21 protein-coding genes are annotated in these 16,514 nt (G+C 70.6%); 10 read left to right on the top strand and 11 right to left on the bottom strand.

Annotated features, from left to right (window positions below; all coding sequences use genetic code 11):
- The first annotated feature begins 67 nt into the window (after nt 1–67).
- Complete coding sequence (locus DFJ67_RS32620) at nt 68–1,255, top strand: CapA family protein (protein WP_116072124.1); 1,188 nt, start codon at nt 68–70, stop codon at nt 1,253–1,255.
- Nucleotides 1,256–1,345: 90 nt separating this feature from the next.
- Here the strand turns inward: DFJ67_RS32620 and DFJ67_RS32625 are convergent, their stop codons facing one another.
- From DFJ67_RS32625 to DFJ67_RS32635, 3 genes are read right to left on the bottom strand one after another with little or no spacing between them, the layout of a single operon-like run.
- Complete coding sequence (locus DFJ67_RS32625) at nt 1,346–1,549, bottom strand: hypothetical protein (protein WP_116072126.1); 204 nt, start codon at nt 1,547–1,549, stop codon at nt 1,346–1,348.
- 41 nt (nt 1,550–1,590) lie between these two features.
- Nucleotides 1,591–2,583, bottom strand: a complete 993-nt coding sequence (locus tag DFJ67_RS32630; RefSeq protein WP_116072128.1) for an NADPH:quinone reductase — start codon at nt 2,581–2,583, stop codon at nt 1,591–1,593.
- Nucleotides 2,583–2,882 (bottom strand): antibiotic biosynthesis monooxygenase, encoded by a 300-nt coding sequence (locus DFJ67_RS32635; protein ID WP_116072130.1) that lies wholly within the window; start codon nt 2,880–2,882, stop codon nt 2,583–2,585. The genes DFJ67_RS32630 and DFJ67_RS32635 overlap by 1 nt, the downstream gene beginning before the upstream one ends.
- A 123-nt stretch (nt 2,883–3,005) precedes the next feature.
- On the opposite strand from DFJ67_RS32635, the gene DFJ67_RS32640 reads away from it, so the two are divergent.
- The 6 genes from DFJ67_RS32640 (at nt 3,006) to DFJ67_RS32665 (ending at nt 8,297) form a co-directional block, all read left to right on the top strand.
- A complete protein-coding gene (locus tag DFJ67_RS32640; protein WP_116072132.1) occupies nt 3,006–4,367 on the top strand; it encodes an FAD-binding oxidoreductase in 1,362 nt (453 codons plus the stop codon).
- Nucleotides 4,368–4,372: 5 nt separating this feature from the next.
- Nucleotides 4,373–4,981, top strand: a complete 609-nt coding sequence (locus tag DFJ67_RS32645; protein ID WP_116076898.1) for a TetR/AcrR family transcriptional regulator — start codon at nt 4,373–4,375, stop codon at nt 4,979–4,981.
- Nucleotides 4,982–5,038: 57 nt separating this feature from the next.
- Nucleotides 5,039–6,430 carry an FAD-binding oxidoreductase gene (locus DFJ67_RS32650; RefSeq protein ID WP_116072134.1) on the top strand — a complete coding sequence of 464 codons (1,392 nt, stop codon included), beginning with the start codon at nt 5,039–5,041 and terminating at the stop codon, nt 6,428–6,430.
- Nucleotides 6,431–6,435: 5 nt separating this feature from the next.
- The gene (locus DFJ67_RS32655; protein ID WP_116072136.1) at nt 6,436–6,939 is read left to right on the top strand and encodes a nitroreductase family protein; all 504 of its coding nucleotides are present in this window, start codon (nt 6,436–6,438) and stop codon (nt 6,937–6,939) included.
- Nucleotides 6,940–7,020: 81 nt separating this feature from the next.
- Nucleotides 7,021–7,527, top strand: a complete 507-nt coding sequence (locus tag DFJ67_RS32660; RefSeq protein WP_116072138.1) for a monooxygenase family protein — start codon at nt 7,021–7,023, stop codon at nt 7,525–7,527.
- A 113-nt stretch (nt 7,528–7,640) separates the two neighbouring features.
- Nucleotides 7,641–8,297, top strand: a complete 657-nt coding sequence (locus DFJ67_RS32665; RefSeq protein ID WP_116072140.1) for an HAD family hydrolase — start codon at nt 7,641–7,643, stop codon at nt 8,295–8,297.
- Here DFJ67_RS32665 and DFJ67_RS32670 read toward each other — a convergent pair.
- The 4 genes from DFJ67_RS32670 to DFJ67_RS32685 are packed head-to-tail and all read right to left on the bottom strand — an operon-like array spanning nt 8,272 to nt 10,736.
- Complete coding sequence (locus DFJ67_RS32670) at nt 8,272–9,000, bottom strand: SDR family NAD(P)-dependent oxidoreductase (RefSeq protein ID WP_116072142.1); 729 nt, start codon at nt 8,998–9,000, stop codon at nt 8,272–8,274. The two genes, DFJ67_RS32665 and DFJ67_RS32670, sit on opposite strands and share 26 nt — an antisense overlap.
- Before the next feature lie 18 nt (nt 9,001–9,018).
- A complete protein-coding gene (locus DFJ67_RS32675; protein ID WP_170216083.1) occupies nt 9,019–9,531 on the bottom strand; it encodes a PspC domain-containing protein in 513 nt (170 codons plus the stop codon).
- Between the two features lie 5 nt (nt 9,532–9,536).
- A complete protein-coding gene (locus tag DFJ67_RS32680) occupies nt 9,537–9,860 on the bottom strand; it encodes a PadR family transcriptional regulator (RefSeq protein ID WP_116072146.1) in 324 nt (107 codons plus the stop codon).
- A gap of 39 nt (nt 9,861–9,899) precedes the next feature.
- On the bottom strand, nt 9,900–10,736 hold the full coding sequence (locus DFJ67_RS32685; RefSeq protein ID WP_239097115.1) for a helix-turn-helix domain-containing protein: 837 nt from the start codon (nt 10,734–10,736) through the stop codon (nt 9,900–9,902).
- A gap of 103 nt (nt 10,737–10,839) precedes the next feature.
- On the opposite strand from DFJ67_RS32685, the gene DFJ67_RS32690 reads away from it, so the two are divergent.
- Nucleotides 10,840–11,673, top strand: coding sequence for an SDR family oxidoreductase (locus DFJ67_RS32690; RefSeq protein ID WP_116072150.1), 834 nt, complete (start codon nt 10,840–10,842; stop codon nt 11,671–11,673).
- On the opposite strand, the gene DFJ67_RS32695 is transcribed toward DFJ67_RS32690, so the two are convergent.
- Complete coding sequence (locus tag DFJ67_RS32695; protein WP_239097116.1) at nt 11,674–12,330, bottom strand: phosphotransferase family protein; 657 nt, start codon at nt 12,328–12,330, stop codon at nt 11,674–11,676.
- A 122-nt stretch (nt 12,331–12,452) separates the two neighbouring features.
- Between DFJ67_RS32695 and DFJ67_RS32700 the strand changes: the two genes are divergently transcribed.
- Both DFJ67_RS32700 and DFJ67_RS32705 read left to right on the top strand, forming a co-directional pair.
- Nucleotides 12,453–13,541 (top strand): serine hydrolase domain-containing protein, encoded by a 1,089-nt coding sequence (locus DFJ67_RS32700; RefSeq protein ID WP_116072154.1) that lies wholly within the window; start codon nt 12,453–12,455, stop codon nt 13,539–13,541.
- 72 nt (nt 13,542–13,613) lie between these two features.
- Complete coding sequence (locus DFJ67_RS32705) at nt 13,614–14,390, top strand: hypothetical protein (RefSeq protein ID WP_116072156.1); 777 nt, start codon at nt 13,614–13,616, stop codon at nt 14,388–14,390.
- A gap of 40 nt (nt 14,391–14,430) precedes the next feature.
- Here the strand turns inward: DFJ67_RS32705 and DFJ67_RS32710 are convergent, their stop codons facing one another.
- From DFJ67_RS32710 to DFJ67_RS32720, 3 genes are all read right to left on the bottom strand, one after another.
- On the bottom strand, nt 14,431–15,294 hold the full coding sequence (locus DFJ67_RS32710; protein WP_116072158.1) for an alpha/beta fold hydrolase: 864 nt from the start codon (nt 15,292–15,294) through the stop codon (nt 14,431–14,433).
- Nucleotides 15,295–15,389: 95 nt separating this feature from the next.
- Nucleotides 15,390–15,653 carry a hypothetical protein gene (locus DFJ67_RS32715; protein ID WP_147315689.1) on the bottom strand — a complete coding sequence of 88 codons (264 nt, stop codon included), beginning with the start codon at nt 15,651–15,653 and terminating at the stop codon, nt 15,390–15,392.
- A gap of 69 nt (nt 15,654–15,722) precedes the next feature.
- Complete coding sequence (locus DFJ67_RS32720; RefSeq protein WP_116072162.1) at nt 15,723–16,511, bottom strand: SAM-dependent methyltransferase; 789 nt, start codon at nt 16,509–16,511, stop codon at nt 15,723–15,725.
- Nucleotides 16,512–16,514 lie beyond the last annotated feature (3 nt).

Raw genomic sequence — 16,514 nt, forward strand, 5'->3', positions numbered from 1 at the left:
CCAGGACGGGCCACCGAAAATGACCGAAACTCTGGATTCGCATACCTAGATCCGCCACTCTGCACGGATGCCGTTCCGTCGCACGGTCATCGTGGGGGCCGCTTTCCTGTTGGTGTTCGGCCCAGGCCTGTTGGCTGACGCCGGATCCGGCCCGGCCGCCGCTGTCCGCGCGGCACCGAAGACGACGCCCGGCACGGGCGGTGCCGCGCCCGCCTTCAAGCTCGAGCAATGGCCGGCACCCACGCCGGCGCCGTCCGCTCCCGCCTGGGTTCCCCGCACGTTCACGGTCCTGGCCAGCGGCGACGTGTTGCTCCACTCTGGACTGTGGCAGAATTTCGCGCCCTTGTTCAGGGACGTCGCGCCGGTGGTCCGGGCCGCCGACCTGGCGATCTGCCACCTCGAGACGCCGGTCGGGCGGCCGGGCGGCCCGTTCTCGGGCTATCCCATCTTCTCGGTGCCGCCGCAGATCGCCCCGGCACTGCGCAACACCGGTTACGACGCCTGCTCGACGGCGTCGAACCACAGCCTCGACGGTGGCGCGGCCGGCATCGACCGTACCCTCGACGCCCTGGATGCCGTTGGCATTTCACACACCGGAACCGCGCGCAGTGCCGCTGAGGCCGCGCGCCCCACCATCTACGACGTCGACGGCGTGCGGGTCGGGCACGTGTCCTTCACGTTCAGCTTCAACGGCCTGGTCGAGCCGAAGGACAAGCCCTGGCTGGCCAACGAACTCGACGTCGCCGCGCTGCTGCGCCAGGCGCACAACGCCAAGGCGGCCGGCGCCGAGTTCGTCATCGCGTCCATCCACTGGGGAACGGAGTATTCGCACGAACCCAACGCGCAGCAGCGCGCGGTGGCCCGCCAGGTGCTCCGCTCGCCCGACGTCGACCTGATCCTCGGCCACCACGCGCACGTGGTGCAGCCGTTCGAGCGCATCGGGTCGAAGTGGGTGGCCTACGGCCTCGGCAACCACGTCTCGGGCCAGGACTTCTCCCTCGACACCCGGGACGGGACGATGGCCCGCTTCACCGTCGCCGAGGTGGCACCGGGCCGGTTCCAGGTGGCCCGTGCCGAGGCGCTGCCGACCTGGATGCTGCTGGGCAGCGGCCCGGCGCGGGTGCTCGACGCGGCCCGCTGCGCCGCGAACCCGCGCAACTCAGCCGCTCTCCGCCGGGATTGCCAGGCGTCGCGGCGCCGCACCGCGGGTCACGTGTCCGGTCGCGCCGCCCCGGGCCTGGTCGTCGAGCGCTGAGCCCGCGGCCTGAGCCGCGCCAACAGCCGCAGCGGCCTCAGCCGCTGCACCAACTTGAGCGGCCTCAGCCGCTGCACCAGCTGAGCGGCCTCAGCCGCTGCGGCGGCTGCCGTAGTTGCGGGGCGGCTGGAAAGTGCCGCCCTTGCCGGTGAAGCCGCCGCTGCCGTGCTGGTGCTGCTGGCTGCCCTTGGTCTTGCCCTTGGCGCGGCGCTCGGCCCGGTTGGCGAAGGTCGGTGTCTCCTCGGCCGCCTCGTCGGGCGTCTCGTCCGTCGGGGTGTTCTCTTCGTCGGACATGAGTTTTCTCCCGGGTGCCGCACAACGTGGTCGGCACCAGCCTAGCCCGATCCGTCGAGGGTCAGGACGACGCGGCCCTTGCCCGCGCTGTGTTCGGCGAGTTCCTGCGCCTCGGCGATCTCCGCCAGCGGAAACCGGGCCGCGATCGGGTAGTGCAGGTCGCCGGCGACCAGCGCGGCGGTCAGATCGGCCGCGGCGGCCTCGTTCGCCGGCTCGGGGAAGTCGTCGTTGCTCAGGAACTGGAGCGTGATGTTCTTGAAGGCGAGCTGCCAGTACGGGACGGTCGGCTCGGCCGCGGTCGTGGCGTAGGTGGCGATCGTGCCGCCGTACCCCAGGATCTCCAGGTTGGTCAGCAGGTTCGTGTCGAAGGCCAACTCGGCCACCTGGTCGATCGGTTCGCCGCCGGTCTTCCGGAGGATCTTCGCGGCCACGTCGCCGCTCTCGGTCGCGACCGCGTGGTGGGCACCCGCGGCCAGCGCCTGCTTGACCTGGCCGGCGGTGTGCACGGTGGCGATCACGGTGGCCCCGCCCCGCCGGGCCACCGCCACCGCGGCCCGGCCGACGGCACCCAGGGCGCCGGTGACCACGATCCGCTGGCCGTCGACCGGCCCGCTGGCGAAGATCGCCCGGTGGCCGGTGATGCCCGGGATGCCGAGCCCGGCCGCCTGCTCGAAGGGCACGCTCTCGGGCAGCGGGACGGCGTGGTTGGCCGGCACCACGGTGTATTCGGCGGCGGTGCCGAACGGGCGGTAGGACTGGGCCAGGTAGACCCAGACCCGTTCACCCACCCGGGACCGGTCGACGCCCGGCCCGACGGCGTCGATCGTCCCGGCGCCGTCGCCGTGCGGTACGACCCGCGGGAACGGCATGGTGGACCCCCACCAGCCCTGCCGTTTGCCCAGATCGCCGACGTGGATGCCGGAGACGGACACCCGCACCCGGACCTCGCCGTCGCCGGGCCGCGGATCGGGCAGTTCGCCGACCTCGAGCACCTCGCGCGCCGGACCCTGCCGGTCATACCAGGCGGCCCGCATCAGGCACCGACCGGATCGCTGGTGGTCCCTTCCTCGGAGCTGATCACCTCGTCGATCAGCCCGAAGAAAGTCTTGATGCCCGGCCGGTCGGCGCCGCGGCGGCGGGACTCGGCGAAGTCTTCGCTGGTGCGCCAGAAGACGATGTCGAGCCATTCGTCGGCGCCCAGCCGGATCAGCCGCGCGCCGAGGAAGCCGGCGCGGTCGCTCTGGAAGTCGCTCAGCATGGCCGGTCGGGCGGCCAGCAGGGCCTCGGCGCGCGCTTCGGGCACGCGGAAACGCGTCATTTCGACGGTGGTCATAGCTCCTCGATTCCTCGTCGTACCCGGTCGAAACTAGTCCCGATCTGTGACTGTCACAAATCTGGACCAATTTTGGGTCCGGTCGGTACGGCGGTACCGTATTGGGATACCGAAAGGCGTGATATGTCGAACATTCCAGCGCTGCTGACCTCGGTCCGCGGACCCGTCCTCTTCCCGGACGACGCCGGTTTCGCCGACGAGGCGGCGGTGTTCAACACAGTCGTTACCCACGAACCACACGTGATCATCGGGGCCACCCACGCGACCGACGTCCAGGCGGCGGTCCGGTTCGCGGCGGAGGAGGGCCGCTCGGTCGCGGTGCTCAACAGCGGGCACGGCCCCTCCCTGCCGGTCTCGGGGGAGGCGGTCCTGATCACCACCCGGCGGATGACCCGGGTGACCGTCGACAGCGTGCGCCGCACCGCCCGGGTGGAAGCGGGCGTCACCTGGGGACAGGTGGTGGAGGCGGCGGCCAACGTGGGCCTGGCTCCGCTGGCCGGTTCCTCGCCACAGGTCGGCGTCGTCGGCTACACGCTCGGCGGTGGGGTGAGCATCGCGCTCGGCCGGGCGTTCGGTTATGCCGCCGACCACGTGCGCGCGGTCGACCTCGTGACCGCCGACGGCGAACTCCGCCACGTCACGCCGGCCTCCGACCCGGACCTGTTCGCCGCCCTGCTCGGCGGGAAGGGCAACTTCGGCGTCGTCACCGCGCTCGAGTTCAGCCTCTTCCCGGTCGCGGAGGTCTACGCGGGCTCGCTGCAATACGCGGGTGAAGACGCGGCGGCCGTCCTGGCGGCCTACGGGTCACTCGCCGCCACCGCGCCCGACGCGCTGACCTCGTCGATCATCTTCCTGCGCGCGCCCGACCTGCCGTTCGTGCCCGAGTCGATGCGCGGCAAGCTCAGCATCTTCGTGCGGGTGGCCTACCCGGGCCCGGCGGTCGACGGCGAAGCGCTCATCGCCCCGTTGCGGGCAGCGGCCCCGGTGCTCGCCGACACCGTGACCATGTTGCCCGTCGGGCAGATCGCGTCGATCGCCAACGATCCGACCGATCCGGCCACCGGCGTCGAGCATTTCGTGCTGCTCGACGAGCTGACACCATCCATGATGGACACGATTCTGGCGTACGCCGGTCCCGACTCCGACGGAAGCCTCACGCTGGTCAACCTGACCCAGCTCGGTGGTGCGTTCGCGACACCGCCGCAGCCGCCCAACGCCGTACGCCGTGATGTCGCCTTCGCTCTGTTGGCCCTGACCTTCGTGCCGCCCGGTGCGCCGGTCAACCAGCAGGAGGCGGGGTCGGCCCTGACCGGCCGGCTCGGCGACAAGCGGCACCCCGGCTATCTGTCGCCGGCGGACGCGTCCGTCGACGGGGTGCGGGCGGCCTATGACGAGGCGACCTACGAGCGCCTCCGGACGGTCAAGACCACCTGGGACCCGGGGAACATGTTCCGCTGGACCTTCAACATCCCGCCCCGCACGTGAACGCCATGGCGGTGCGACGCAGGCGGGCTGGTGGCGAGCGGCGCACCGCCGTCCTTTCCGCGGTGGCGACCGTGCTCGCCGAGCGAGGCTACGAGAACACCCGGTTCACCGACGTGTCGGCGGCCAGCGGCGTCGCGATCAGCACCCTCCAGAACTACTTCGGTTCGCGCGAAGACATGGTGATCGAGGCCATGGAGGCGTTCACCGACCAGGAGGTGACCGCCCTGGAGGCGGTGGCCACCGCGGAACCCGACCCGTGGCGACGGCTGGTCGCGATGGTCGACCGGAGCCTGCACAACCCGGCCGGCACCCGGCAGTTGCTGGTCGAGTTCTGGCGGTCGGCGATGCGCGACGCCGACCTGCGCGGCTACAGCGCGGAGGTGCAGGCGCGTTACCGGGCGCCGTTCCTGGCGGCGGTGCGGGAGGGCGCCGAGCGCGGCGACTTCACGCTCCCCTACAGCGCCGAGGCCGTCACCGACCTGCTGCTCGCGGCCCTGGTCGGGCTGATCGTCTCGCGGGTGCAGGACCAGCCCATGCCGTCGCCGGTGGAGTTCCGCGACGTCCTGTTGGCCCAGCTCCGGCTGATGCTGGGCGCCGGGCCACCCGGACGATAGCGTCGATGGCGGAGAGCCCCCCGGCTTGAGGTGTCAGCGAGACCAGAGGGGCGACGCATGACCTACGTGATCGATCAGGACAATCTCGAGCGGCTGGCCGCCGACGTGACCGGCCCGGTGCTGGCACGCGGCGACAAGGGCTTCGGGCCGGAGACGACCGGCTGGAACATGTCTCTGGTGGAGCATCCGGCCGTCGTGGTCGGTGCGACCTCCGCCGCCGACGTGCAGGCCGCCGTCCGCTTCGCCGGCGCGCACGACCTCCCGGTCGATCCGGTCGCCACCGGTCACCAGGCGCCGATGCCCGCCGACGGCGCTCTCATGATCAACCTGGAGCGGATGGACGGCATCGAGGTCGATGCGGAAGGCCGCACGGCGACCATCGGCGCCGCCGTCCGGGCCCAGCCACTGGTCGACGCGGCGGCGCGGGCGGGCCTGGCGCCGCTGGCCGGCTCGTCGCCCAACGTCGGCGTGGTCGGCTACGCCCTCGGTGGCGGGCTCAGCGCGACCCTGGGCCGCAGCTACGGCTGGGCTGCCGATCATGTGCGCTCCGCCGAGGTCGTCACCGCCGACGGCGAGCTCCGGCACGTCGACCCCGACCAGGAACCCGACCTCTTCTGGGCGATCCGCGGTGGCAAGGGCAACTTCGGCGTGGTCACCTCGCTCACCATGGACCTGGTGCCGGTGACGCAGCTCTACGGCGGCGGGATCTACTTCGCGGGCGAGCACGTCCGGCCCGTGGTCGACGCGTTCCGCCGGCTGCTCGTCTCCGCGCCGCGCGAGCTGACGATCTCGTTCGCGTTCATGCGGCTGCCCGACGCGCCGGTCATCCCGGAACCGCTGCGCGACCGCTTCACGGTGCACGTGCGGATCTCCTACCTGGGCCCGCCGGCCGAGGGGGAGCGGCTGATCGCCGACCTGCGCGCCGCCGCGCCCGCGCTGATCGACACGGTGACCGAGATGCCCTACACCGGCTTCGCCTCCATCCACCAGGACCCGGTCGACCCGGCAGCCACGTACGAGATGTCGTCATTGCTCGGCGAGTTTCCGGCGGAGGCGGCCGACGCGCTGATCGAGGCGGCCGGCCCGGGCGTCGACCTCCCGATCGCGCTGATCGAGGTGCGCCAGCTCGGCGGGGAGCTCGCTGACGAACCCAGCCTGCCCAACTCCGTCGGCAACCGGGACGCCGCTTTCCACGTCTTCGCCGGCGCGGCCGGTGAACCCGGCGAGGGGGAGCAGTTCCGTGCGCCGCTGAAGGCCATCTCCGACGCGATGGCCCCATGGGCAACGGGCGGCAAACAGGCCAACTTCCTCACCGGGTACGACACGACGCCGGAAGCGGTCGCCCGCGCCTGGAAACCGGACATCTACCATCGGCTGGTGGAGGTCAAGCGGGAGTACGACCCGGCCAACATGTTCCGCGTCAACCACAACATCGCGCCGGGAGTGTGAGTCGCATGGAGACCTGGGACGCCATCCGAGCCCGACGCAACGTCCGCGCCTACACTCACGATCCGGTGTCCGATGAGGACCTCAATCGGATCCTGGAGGCCGGCTGGCGCGCGCCGTCGGCGTCGAACCGCCAGCATTGGGACTTCGTCGTGGTCACCGACCGCGCCCAGTTGGCCGAGTTGGCGACGGTGTGGCAGTCGGCGGGCCACATCGCGGTCGCGGCGGCCGCCATCGCGCTGGTGCTGCCGGCGCCGGAGGCGGTGCTCGACCAATACGACCTGGGCCAGGCCACCTACGCGATGATGCTCGCGGCGGCCGACCTGGGCATCGGCACGGGCCACTCGTCGGTCGGCGACCATGCCAAGGCCCGCGCGATCCTGGGCGTGCCGGACACCCATGACGTGGCCTACCTGATCGGCGTGGGCTATCCGGCCGACCGGCCGCTGCGCCCGCTCCGGCGACCCAACCGCCGTCCCTTCGACGAGGTCGTGCATCGCGGCCGTTGGTGACATCATTTTCGTTCAGTCGCCGTCAAGTGCGCGGTCGTATGGTGAGCCCGAGGTGACACCCCGAGACCAAGGAGCCTTGAGATGCCAACTCGAGTCAACCGGCAGACGGTCGACTTGTCCGAATACCCGGACTTGATCGTCATGTATCTCGGCATGCGGGTGAACCACCTCTACGGCATCCGCACCTTCTTCAGCTTCGGCCGCAAGATCAGCCAGTCGGTGGCCGGCAAGCCCGAGGGGTTGCTGCTGCACGAGCCGGTCTACTACTCGATCTTCCCGATGAACATGGGGATGCGGCAGTACTGGCGGGACCTGCCGTCACTGCTCGAATACGCGCGGACCGCCGAACACCGCGAGTGGTGGATGAGCTTCCTGAAAGACTCGGGCGGCACGGGCTTCTGGCACGAGACCTACGCGGTCAAGGGCGGCATGGAGGCGGTCTACGACGACGTGCCGAAACCGCTGGGCTTCGGCCAGTTCGCGGGGCTGCAGCGCGCGCGTGGGCCGATGTTCGGCTCGGCGGCGCGCCTGGGCCGCACCGACGCGGGCGCCCCGGTCCTCAGCGAGAAGGAACTCTACGAGGCGTAGTCCGCTTGGCGGAGTCGCGGCCCGGGAGGATGACCACCGCGATGAAGGGCTGCCCCCGCCGACCCATCTCCAGGTGCTTCGCCGCTAAGGTCGGTGATCAGGGGGAGGCGTCGATGACGGGGTTGCCCGGCGCTGTGGCGGCGGTCGTGTTCGATTGCGACGGGTTGTTGGTCGACACCGAGACGTGCTGGACCCGCGCCGAGACGGCCATCTTCGCCGAGCACGGGCACGGGTTCGGGATCGCGGAGAAGAAGCTGCTCATCGGTGGCACGCTCGAAGCCGCCGGTGTCGCGATGGCCGCTCGTTTCGGACGGCCCGGGGAAGGTCCGGCTCTGGCAAGCCGACTGCGCGACCTTGTCGCCGGTGAGCTCGCGGCTGGTGCCGATGCGCTGCCGGGAGCGCTTGAACTGGTCAAGACGCTGCGCGAGCGCGTTCCGGTCGCCGTCGCGAGCAACAGCCCGCGCGCCTTCGTCGACGCCGCGCTGGACTCGGCCGGGCTGACGGACCTGTTCGAGTTCGTCTACGCGGCCGAAGACGTCGAGCGGCCGAAGCCGGCGCCGGATCTCTACCTCGCGGCGTGCGCGGGACTCGGCGCCGAACCGGCGCGCAGCGTGGCCTTCGAGGATTCCCGCACCGGCGTGGCCTCGGCGAGGGCGGCGGGGATGTATGTCATCGGCGTGCCCTCGATCCCCGACACGACGCTCGACACGGACCGGACCTACGCTTCGCTCACCGATGACGAGCTCACCGCCTGGGCTGCGCAGGCGTGAGCGCCGACTGTTCGAAGCGGAACTCGCGGATGAAGCAGTCGCGCGGCTGACCGACCGCGAACAGCACGCAGTCGACGACCGAACTCGCGGTCAGGTCGCCGTCGGCAGCGCGCGGCCCGTCCTGCACGAAGTCCGGCGGGAACAACGAGATGACCCGGATGCCCTCCGGCCGCAGCCGATACGACAGGATCTCCGCGAGCCCGGCATGGGCGTGCTTCGCCGCGTAGAACGCCGGATGGGCGCCGGACCGGTGATGCCCCGGCTCCCCGCACGCCGAGATCAGGTTGACGATGTCCGGCCGCGCCGAGACCCGCAGCAACGGCAGCAGGTGTCTGGTCAACAGCATCGTGCCCGTCGCGCCGGCGGCCATCACCGTTTCGATCGTGTCGTCCGACGCGTCGGCCAGGTCGGCTCCGTCGACGTAGACGGCGCCGTTGTTGATTAGCACGTCGAGGAACGGCGTCCGGGCCGCCACGAAATCCGCGAACGCGCGGACCGAGTCCGGCACGGCCAGGTCGCACGGAAACGCTTCGGCCTGCGCTGCCCCGCGCGAGTTGATCAGGGTGGCGACCCGCGCGGCCGCCGCCGGGTCGCGGGCCGAGAGAAAGACCCGGGCGCCGCGCGCGGCGAAGGCCTCGGCCAGCATCTGCCCGGTGTCTCGACCGGCGCCGGTGACAGCGACGCGTAGCCCCGTGAGATCCATGGCGGACAGCCAAACACCTCAAGCCGGGTTGAGCTCAACCCCGTCCCGCAGGCGCTCATACTCGGCGACCGTCGGCACGACCGGCAGGAACAGCAGCAGGATCAGATAGGCCACGCCGAGCAGGCCCCCGGTGACCAGGGTCAGCAGCAGGACCACGGTGCGCACCCAGTCGACGTCGAACTCACCGCGGGCCGCGATGCCGAGGCAGACCCCGCCGAACCAGTTGCCCTCCTTGATCCGGCACCAGAAACGGCCACGCGGCTGGACACGGGCGGCCGGCACCGTGGGGCGCACCGGGCCGAGTTCGGCCAGGACCGCCGCCATCTCGGCGCCGGTCACCGGGCCGGGAAATGAGCTCAACCGGTCGCCGATCGCCGACTCGAGATCGCGGACGATCTCGTCGGCGTCCGGGTCGGCGAGCAACTGCCGCCGGGCGCCGTCGAGATAGCTCCGCAGGGCGTCGCGCGCCGCGAGGGTGGCGGGAAAAGCCGTGACATGACCGGTCAGGCGTACGAAAGTCGGCTCGTCCATGGGTCTCATCGTCCGATCGTGTTGATCATGTGAGAAAGCTCGTTCCAGTGGTCGCGGAACGCGGCGAGTTGGCCCTTGCCGGCGGCGGTGAGGGAGAAATATTTGCGGGGAGGGCCGGCCGGCGACTCGCGCCATTCGTGGTCAAGCAGCCCGTCGCGGCGCAGTTTGCTCAGCAGCGGGTAGAGCGTGCCCTCCTGCGCCGGGAAGCCGGCGTCCTGCAGCGCGGCGAGGATCTCCGCCACGTAGCGCTGCCGCGACTCGACGGCGGCGAGCACGAGCGGTTCGAGCAGGCCGCGCCGCAACGCCACCAGTTTGGGGTCTGCCTGCATGTCACTACCTTGGCAGAGCAAGGTACCTTCGGCCAAGGGTTATGACGTCGACCCGACTCTGACCGGGGTGGATTCCGCCGGCAACGTGCCCAGCAGCGCGAGCGCGTCCGCGCTCGGCGAGCCCGGCGCGGCGCGGTAGACGACGAGCAGTTGTCCGTCGGCGCCGGTGACGGCGAACTTCTCGTAGTGCAGTTCGAGCTCGCCGACGATCGGGTGACGCATCCGGTGCAGGCCGCCGCCCGGGTGCGGCTTGGCGTCGTGCCGCGACCAGAGCCGGCGGAACAGGTCGCTCTTCACCGACAGCTCGCCGACCAGGTCGGTCAGCCGCGGGTCGTCGACGTCGGGGCCGACCATCAACCGCAGCGCGGCGACCAGGCTGCCGACCCGCTCCTCCCAGCCGGGCAGGAACGCCTGCACCGCCGGATCGAGCAGCACCGACCGGATGATGTTGCCGCCCGGCGTGAAGATCGGCGACAACGCGACGGCCAGCCGGTTGGCGGCCAACACGTCCTGGAGCGGGCCCTGCACGTACGCCGGCGTGGTGTGCCAGGCATCAAGGAGCAGTTGTACGCCCGGTCGCACCCGCTCCGGTCGCCGCCGCCGAGGGGTCTGCGGTGCGCCGAGGGCGTGCAGGTGCGCGGTGGCGTCCTCGTCGAGGCCGAGCGCGCGGGCGATCGCGTCGAGCACCTGCGGCGACGGACGCCGGTCACGGCCCTGCTCGAGCCGCGTGTAGTACTCGGTGCTCACCCCGGCGAGCATCGCCAACTCGTCGCGGCGCAGCCCCGGCACCCGCCGATGGCCGCTGTCGCGCAGCCCGACGTCCTCGGGCCGGATCAGCTCGCGCCGGGCCCGCAGGTATTCGCCGATCAGGTTCACGCGTTCGACCATATGCCGGTGCCGCCCACCGCTGGGTAGCCCTGACAGCACCCCTCTCACCAGGGAAATGGCTGATCCGCCGCGGTGGCCGCAGGTTGGTGGCATGACTTCCCGAACCTGGCTCATCACGGGTGCGAACAGCGGCTTCGGCCGGCACCTCAGCGAGCAACTCCTGTCCCGCGGCGACCGCGTCGCCGGCACGTTCCGCACTCCTGGCAGCGTCGACGACCTCGCGGCCCGCTGGCCGGACGCCTTCCACGCCGCCCACCTCGACGTCACGGACGCGGCCGAGATCACCACGGTCGTCGACAAGGCCTGGGCCGACCTGGGCCGGATCGACGTGGTCGTCAGCAACGCCGGGTATGGCCTGATGGGCGCCGCCGAGGAACTGACCGACGACCAGGTGGTGCACCAGATCGCGACCAACCTCACCGGTTCGATCCGGCTGATCCGGGCCGCGCTGCCACACCTGCGCCGGCAGGGCGGCGGCCGGATCCTGCAACTGTCCTCGGTCGGCGGCCAGGTGGCGTGGCCGGGCGGGTCGCTCTACCACGCCACGAAGTGGGGCGTCGAAGGCTTCGCGGACGCGCTCGCGGCGGAGGTCGCCCCGCTCGGCATCGGTGTCACGATCGTCGAGCCGGGCGGTGCGCACACCAACTTCCGCTACGGCGGATCGGTGCTCGCGGACCGCATCGAGGCCTACGACGCCACCCCCGCCGCCGGAATCCGCCGCATCCTCACGGAACGCACGACCGTCGGCATCGGCGACCCGGCCCGGATGGCCACCGCCATGATCGCCAGCGTCGACCAGGACACCGCGCCGCGCCGACTGGTGCTGGGCAGCGACGCGTTCGCCGCCATGGAAGCCGCCCTGACCGCCCGGCTCGCCGACGTGCGCACCCAACGGGAGTCGGCGGCGGCGACCGACAAGGCGTAGCTACAGCCGCGCCAGCGCCGCGCGCAGGAACTCGTCGCGGCGCGCGGTGTGCTCCGGGGGATCGCATTCGGTCGGCGTGTTCAACGCGGCGACCGCGTCCCAGTAGGCCCCGTCGGCGGTCTTCCAGTCGATCAACGTCTGTCCGACCAGATTTCCAGGCCACACATCCCCGTGTACGAGGATCGGCGCGCCCGCCGTGACCCGGACATCGCGGATCACCGCGTCGGCCCGATCGAGCAGTCGCGTGGTCGGCATCTTCCCCAGCCGCCGCTCTTTCGCGAAGTCGTCGACCGCGATCGGCCGTTCCCGCAGCGGCAGGTGGGCCGACGGTGCGATCGCTATCCGATGGACCCTGGCAATCGCAGCGCCGGCGGCCCGGAGGTGGTCGACGCTGGCCCGCGCCGGCCAGGCACTCGATCCTTCGACGAGGGTCTCGACGCTGGCCGGCACGCCCGTGGTCCGGCCGTCCACGTCAGCGCCGAGAAGCCGCGGGGCCGGGAGGGAATGCCGCTCCGCCACGAGGAGCGCGGCGACGTTGGTGGCGATCATGTCGCCATCGATCCGCGGCGTCGGCGCCCGCAGCACCACCTCGACCGACCGCCTCGCCGACTCGACCCGGAGCAACCAGGGACCGTCGCCGGCGTGCAACGCCCGCACGCTCACGACCCCGGGCGGCACTGTCGACGCACGACGCGGCCCACTCGAGCGATCTACCCATCCGCCACAGGAAGCACCGTATATGGCTGGACACCAGCCCGGTGGTCCTTCATGGTCGGCGGATGGGTGAGGATGTGCGGGCCGCGTTCGAGGCCAACCTGGCCAGCGGTGACGACGTGGGCGCCTCGTTCGCGGTCACCGTCGACGGCGCGACGGTCATCGACCTATGGGCCGGTTTCGCCGACGCGGCCCGCACCCGCCCGTGGCAGGCCGACACGATCGTCGGCGTCTACTCCACCACGAAGACCATGACGGCGCTGACCGCGCTGCTGGTCGCCGACCGCGGCGAACTCGACTTCGCGGCGCCGGTGGCGCGCTACTGGCCGGAGTTCGCTGCCGCGGGCAAGCACGACGTGACGGTCGCACACCTGATGAGCCACTCGTCCGGCCTGTGCGGTTGGCGGGAGCCGATCACCGAGGACGACCTCTACGACTGGGACAAGGCGACCGCGCTGCTGGCCGCCCAGGAACCGTTCTGGAAACCCGGCACGGCGTCGGGCTATCACGGTCTGACCCAGGGCTACCTCGTGGGCGAGGTGGTGCGGCGGATCACCGGGCGCTCGCTGGGCACGGTGTTCCGCGAGGAGGTCGCGGCGCCGCTGGGCGCCGACTTCCACATCGGCCTGCCGGCGTCCGAGGACGCGCGGGTCGCCGACCTGATCCCACCGGCGGCACCGCCCCCGGTGGGCGACAGCGAGTTGCAGGTGAACGTGGCGGAGAACCCGCACCTGGAAGTCGACGTCACGCGGACGCGGCGGTTTCGCGGCGCGGAGATCCCGGCGATCGGCGGCATCGGCAACGCCCGCGCGGTGGCGACGATCCACGCGATCCTCGCCAACGGCGGCACGGTGGGTGGGCGCCGCTTCCTGTCCGAGGCCGGCTGCCGGCGGGCGCTGGAGCCGCAGGTCGACGGTGTCGACCTGGTCCTGGGCGTGCCGATCAGGTTCGGGCTGGGCTTCGCGCTGAACTCGGGCTTCATGCCCAACCCGAACACCCTCTACTGGGGAGGGTACGGCGGCTCGCTGGCCATCATCGACCTGGACGCCCGCACGACCATGGCGTACGCCATGAACAAGATGTCCGGCACCACCACCGGCGACCTCCGCGCTTTCGCCCTCGCGATGGCATTCTGGGACAGCTCCTCCAGCTGAGCTGAACCGGGCGGATGGCCGGTCACTGGGGCCGCCGCGAAGATCGTTCGTCAATGTCTCACACTGGTTCACATGTGGACATTCGTCGCCGCACTGGCGGCGTTGCTCGGCGGCGGGCTCGCCGGCGTCCTGGCCGACGCCATGGTCGACAAAACCCACCGCCTCCGGCCCTACCTCGCCGGGCTGGTGGTGGGCCTGCTCGTGTTCGCCGGCGTCCAAACCGCGGCCCAGCTCATGTCTCAACCCGACAGCGACACGCCAACCAGGGGCGAGGGTCCCACGCCGGCGCCGGGCTCGACGACGCCCGCGCCACCGACCCGGTCGCAGGAGCCTCCTGCGCCTTCGACCACACCGACAGACGTGGACCCGCCGCTGATCATGGCCAGCTCCCTGCTCGATCTGCCCTCCGTGAGCGTCGACACCAACAGCAGCATCGATCTCGACGAATCCGGCACGATCGAAATCGATGGCACGACCTACGGCCGGGCACTGGTCTACGAATGTTCGTTGTACTGCGACGGATCTTCCCCACAAACGCGCGAGGTGACGCTGGGCAGAAAGTTCGCCCGCTTCACCGCCACGGCCGCGGTCCTGGACACCAGCACCGGCAACTACCGGGTCGACGTCACCCTCGACGGCCGCCCACCCAAGACCTTCACCACCACACCTGGCAATCCGGCGAAGATCGACCTCAGCGTGGCCGGCATTTCGCGAATGCGGATCCAGCTCTACGCGCCGGGGAAGCTCAAGAGCCCGTTGCAGGCAGGTGTCGACGCCGCCGGCGGGCAAAACGGTGGCGGGCTGCCCGGCATCGGTCTGGGCGACCCTCTTCTGCTTCCGCCGCAGTAGCCAGGGGCACCGTTGCCAGTGCCCCTCGGCTTCGTTCCCCTCACCCGGCGACCCGTTCGGCGTAGAACGCGTTGACGGCGTCGACGATCTCCTCGAGCCGGTCTTCCACGGCCATGTGCCCGGAGTCGAGGCGCACCAGTTGGGCGTCGGGCAGGTCGCGCAGGTAGGCCTCGCCGCCCTCCGGGGTCAGGAAGATGTCGTTCTGCCCCCACAGCACCAGCGTCTTGGGCTGGTAGGTGCGCAGCGCCTCCTGCCACTGTGGGTAGAGGGCCAGGTTGGACTGGTAGTCGTAGAACAGATCGAGCTGCACCTTGTGCGCGTGGGGGCGGCTCAGGAACCACAGGTCCATGTTCCAGTTGTCCGGGCTGATCAGAGTCGGATCCTTCGCGCCGTGGACGTAGACGGTCTCGATGCCCTCGGGCCCGAGCAGCCCCTCCACGGGTGCTTCGGTCTGCGGATTCCGGTCCTGCCACATCGCCTTGACGCCGGCCCATACGTCGGTGAAGCCTTCGACGTACAAATTGGCGTTCTGAATGACCTGCCACGAGAGCCAGTCGCGGTGCCGGTCAATCAGCCGGTTGCCGATCGGGCCGCCGTAGTCCTGCATGTAGATGCCCATCGGCCCGGTGAACCCGATCCGCTCCAACAGCTCGTCGACGACATCGGCCAGGTGGTCGAAGGTGTAGTCGAACTGCGCCGGATCGGGCATCTCGGTGTTGCCGAACCCGGGGTAGTCGGGCGAAACGACGTGGAACCGGTCAGCCAGGGCCGGAATCAGATTCCGGAACTGGTGCGACGAGGCCGGAAAGCCACCGAGTAACAGCAGCTTAGGGGCGCCCGGATCACCGGCTTCCCGGAAGAAGACATCAACACCACCGGCTTTGACGGTACGAAAAGTAGTCATCACGTTCCCCCGATCACGAGACTTGAGCCGAGCCCAAAGCCTGCGCGCGGGGGTTGGCCGCCCGCATCCGCCACTGGCCAGTGGGCCACGCCAGCTCAGCCACCAGCGCCCTCCAGCCCGACCTGCCTGGCGCTCGGCGGTCGAGGGCTATGCGCCTCCCGGTGCTGGAGCAGGCGGCGCACCTCGTCGACGGTGAAGATCGTGAGTGCCCAGCTCGATCCATCGGGCAGGTCGACGAACGCATCGACATTGTCCACGACCTTTATCTCGCTGGCGTCGAGGACAAATCGTGCGACGAAGGTGGGTTCGTGCACGATGACGAAGGGTGTGTCGATCGTCATCCGGCTTGCGGAATCCATCGCTTGATCATCCCGCTCGTGCTTCCCGCCGGTAACGGACGGCAGCGTTGTCTTGGCTTGGTCGTGGCCTCAGGGTTTGCGGGCCACCCCGCCGAAGGCGTCGGTCTGCTCCGGCTCCTCGTCGGGGTCGGCGTGCCAGGCCGTGATCTGAGCGAGGCCCGGCTCGACCAGGTCCAGGCCCGTGAAGATCGAGGCCAGTTCGGCCTGGCTGCGCAGGTGGTATTCGTCGCCGCCGCTTTCCACGAGGCGTTTGGCGCCCTCGACGACGCTGGGGGTTGTGTCGGTGCTGTCCCAGAAGACCAGATAGCTGCCCGACGCCGTCGCGGCGACTACCCGGTCGATGATCGAGCGCACCACCGTCAGGTCGGGCTCGTAGCCCATTACGCCCATGAACATCACGGCCACCGGCGCGGAGAAGTCGAGGGTGTTCGCGGCCGCCGCGATGATTTTCTCGGGCTCGTAATAGTCGGCCTGCAAATAGGTGACCTGCTCGTCGGAGCCGGCCTCGCCGAGCAACGCCTGGGCGTGCACCAGCACCAGCGGGTCCTTGTCGACGTAGACCGTGCGGGTCTCCGGCGCGATCTCGCGCGCGATCTCGTGGGTGTTCTGCATGACCGGCAGGCCTGTGCCGATGTCGAGGAACTGCCGGATGCCTCGCTCGGCGGCCAGGAAGCGCACCGCGCGCGTCAGGAACCGGCGCGAGTCGCGGGCCATCAGGCGGATCTCCGGGTAGACGCTTGCGACGGCGTCACCGGCCGCGCGGTCGGCGGGGTAGTTGTCGACCCCGCCCATCCAGTAGTTCCAGATGCGGGCGGCGTGCGGGATGTCGGACTGAAGCTGCGCCGTGAGGTCGGTCATCCA

This window comes from Asanoa ferruginea (genome assembly GCF_003387075.1).
GTDB classification, from domain to species: domain Bacteria; phylum Actinomycetota; class Actinomycetes; order Mycobacteriales; family Micromonosporaceae; genus Asanoa; species Asanoa ferruginea.

Excerpts from the sequence above, each read along its gene's own strand:
- DFJ67_RS32715 (WP_147315689.1), bottom strand. The coding sequence starts at position 15,653 with ATGGATTCCGCAAGCCGGATGACGATCGACACACCCTTCGTCATCGTG.
- DFJ67_RS32640 (WP_116072132.1), top strand. The coding sequence starts at position 3,006 with ATGTCGAACATTCCAGCGCTGCTGACCTCGGTCCGCGGACCCGTCCTC.
- DFJ67_RS32705 (WP_116072156.1), top strand. The coding sequence starts at position 13,614 with ATGTGGACATTCGTCGCCGCACTGGCGGCGTTGCTCGGCGGCGGGCTC.
- DFJ67_RS32620 (WP_116072124.1), top strand. The coding sequence starts at position 68 with ATGCCGTTCCGTCGCACGGTCATCGTGGGGGCCGCTTTCCTGTTGGTG.
- DFJ67_RS32645 (WP_116076898.1), top strand. The coding sequence starts at position 4,373 with ATGGCGGTGCGACGCAGGCGGGCTGGTGGCGAGCGGCGCACCGCCGTC.
- DFJ67_RS32670 (WP_116072142.1), bottom strand. The coding sequence starts at position 9,000 with ATGGATCTCACGGGGCTACGCGTCGCTGTCACCGGCGCCGGTCGAGAC.
- DFJ67_RS32710 (WP_116072158.1), bottom strand. The coding sequence starts at position 15,294 with ATGACTACTTTTCGTACCGTCAAAGCCGGTGGTGTTGATGTCTTCTTC.
- DFJ67_RS32630 (WP_116072128.1), bottom strand. The coding sequence starts at position 2,583 with ATGCGGGCCGCCTGGTATGACCGGCAGGGTCCGGCGCGCGAGGTGCTC.
- DFJ67_RS32635 (WP_116072130.1), bottom strand. The coding sequence starts at position 2,882 with ATGACCACCGTCGAAATGACGCGTTTCCGCGTGCCCGAAGCGCGCGCC.
- DFJ67_RS32690 (WP_116072150.1), top strand. The coding sequence starts at position 10,840 with ATGACTTCCCGAACCTGGCTCATCACGGGTGCGAACAGCGGCTTCGGC.
- DFJ67_RS32680 (WP_116072146.1), bottom strand. The coding sequence starts at position 9,860 with ATGCAGGCAGACCCCAAACTGGTGGCGTTGCGGCGCGGCCTGCTCGAA.
- DFJ67_RS32655 (WP_116072136.1), top strand. The coding sequence starts at position 6,436 with ATGGAGACCTGGGACGCCATCCGAGCCCGACGCAACGTCCGCGCCTAC.
- DFJ67_RS32660 (WP_116072138.1), top strand. The coding sequence starts at position 7,021 with ATGCCAACTCGAGTCAACCGGCAGACGGTCGACTTGTCCGAATACCCG.
- DFJ67_RS32665 (WP_116072140.1), top strand. The coding sequence starts at position 7,641 with ATGACGGGGTTGCCCGGCGCTGTGGCGGCGGTCGTGTTCGATTGCGAC.
- DFJ67_RS32675 (WP_170216083.1), bottom strand. The coding sequence starts at position 9,531 with ATGGACGAGCCGACTTTCGTACGCCTGACCGGTCATGTCACGGCTTTT.
- DFJ67_RS32700 (WP_116072154.1), top strand. The coding sequence starts at position 12,453 with ATGGGTGAGGATGTGCGGGCCGCGTTCGAGGCCAACCTGGCCAGCGGT.
- DFJ67_RS32625 (WP_116072126.1), bottom strand. The coding sequence starts at position 1,549 with ATGTCCGACGAAGAGAACACCCCGACGGACGAGACGCCCGACGAGGCG.
- DFJ67_RS32650 (WP_116072134.1), top strand. The coding sequence starts at position 5,039 with ATGACCTACGTGATCGATCAGGACAATCTCGAGCGGCTGGCCGCCGAC.
- DFJ67_RS32720 (WP_116072162.1), bottom strand. The coding sequence starts at position 16,511 with ATGACCGACCTCACGGCGCAGCTTCAGTCCGACATCCCGCACGCCGCC.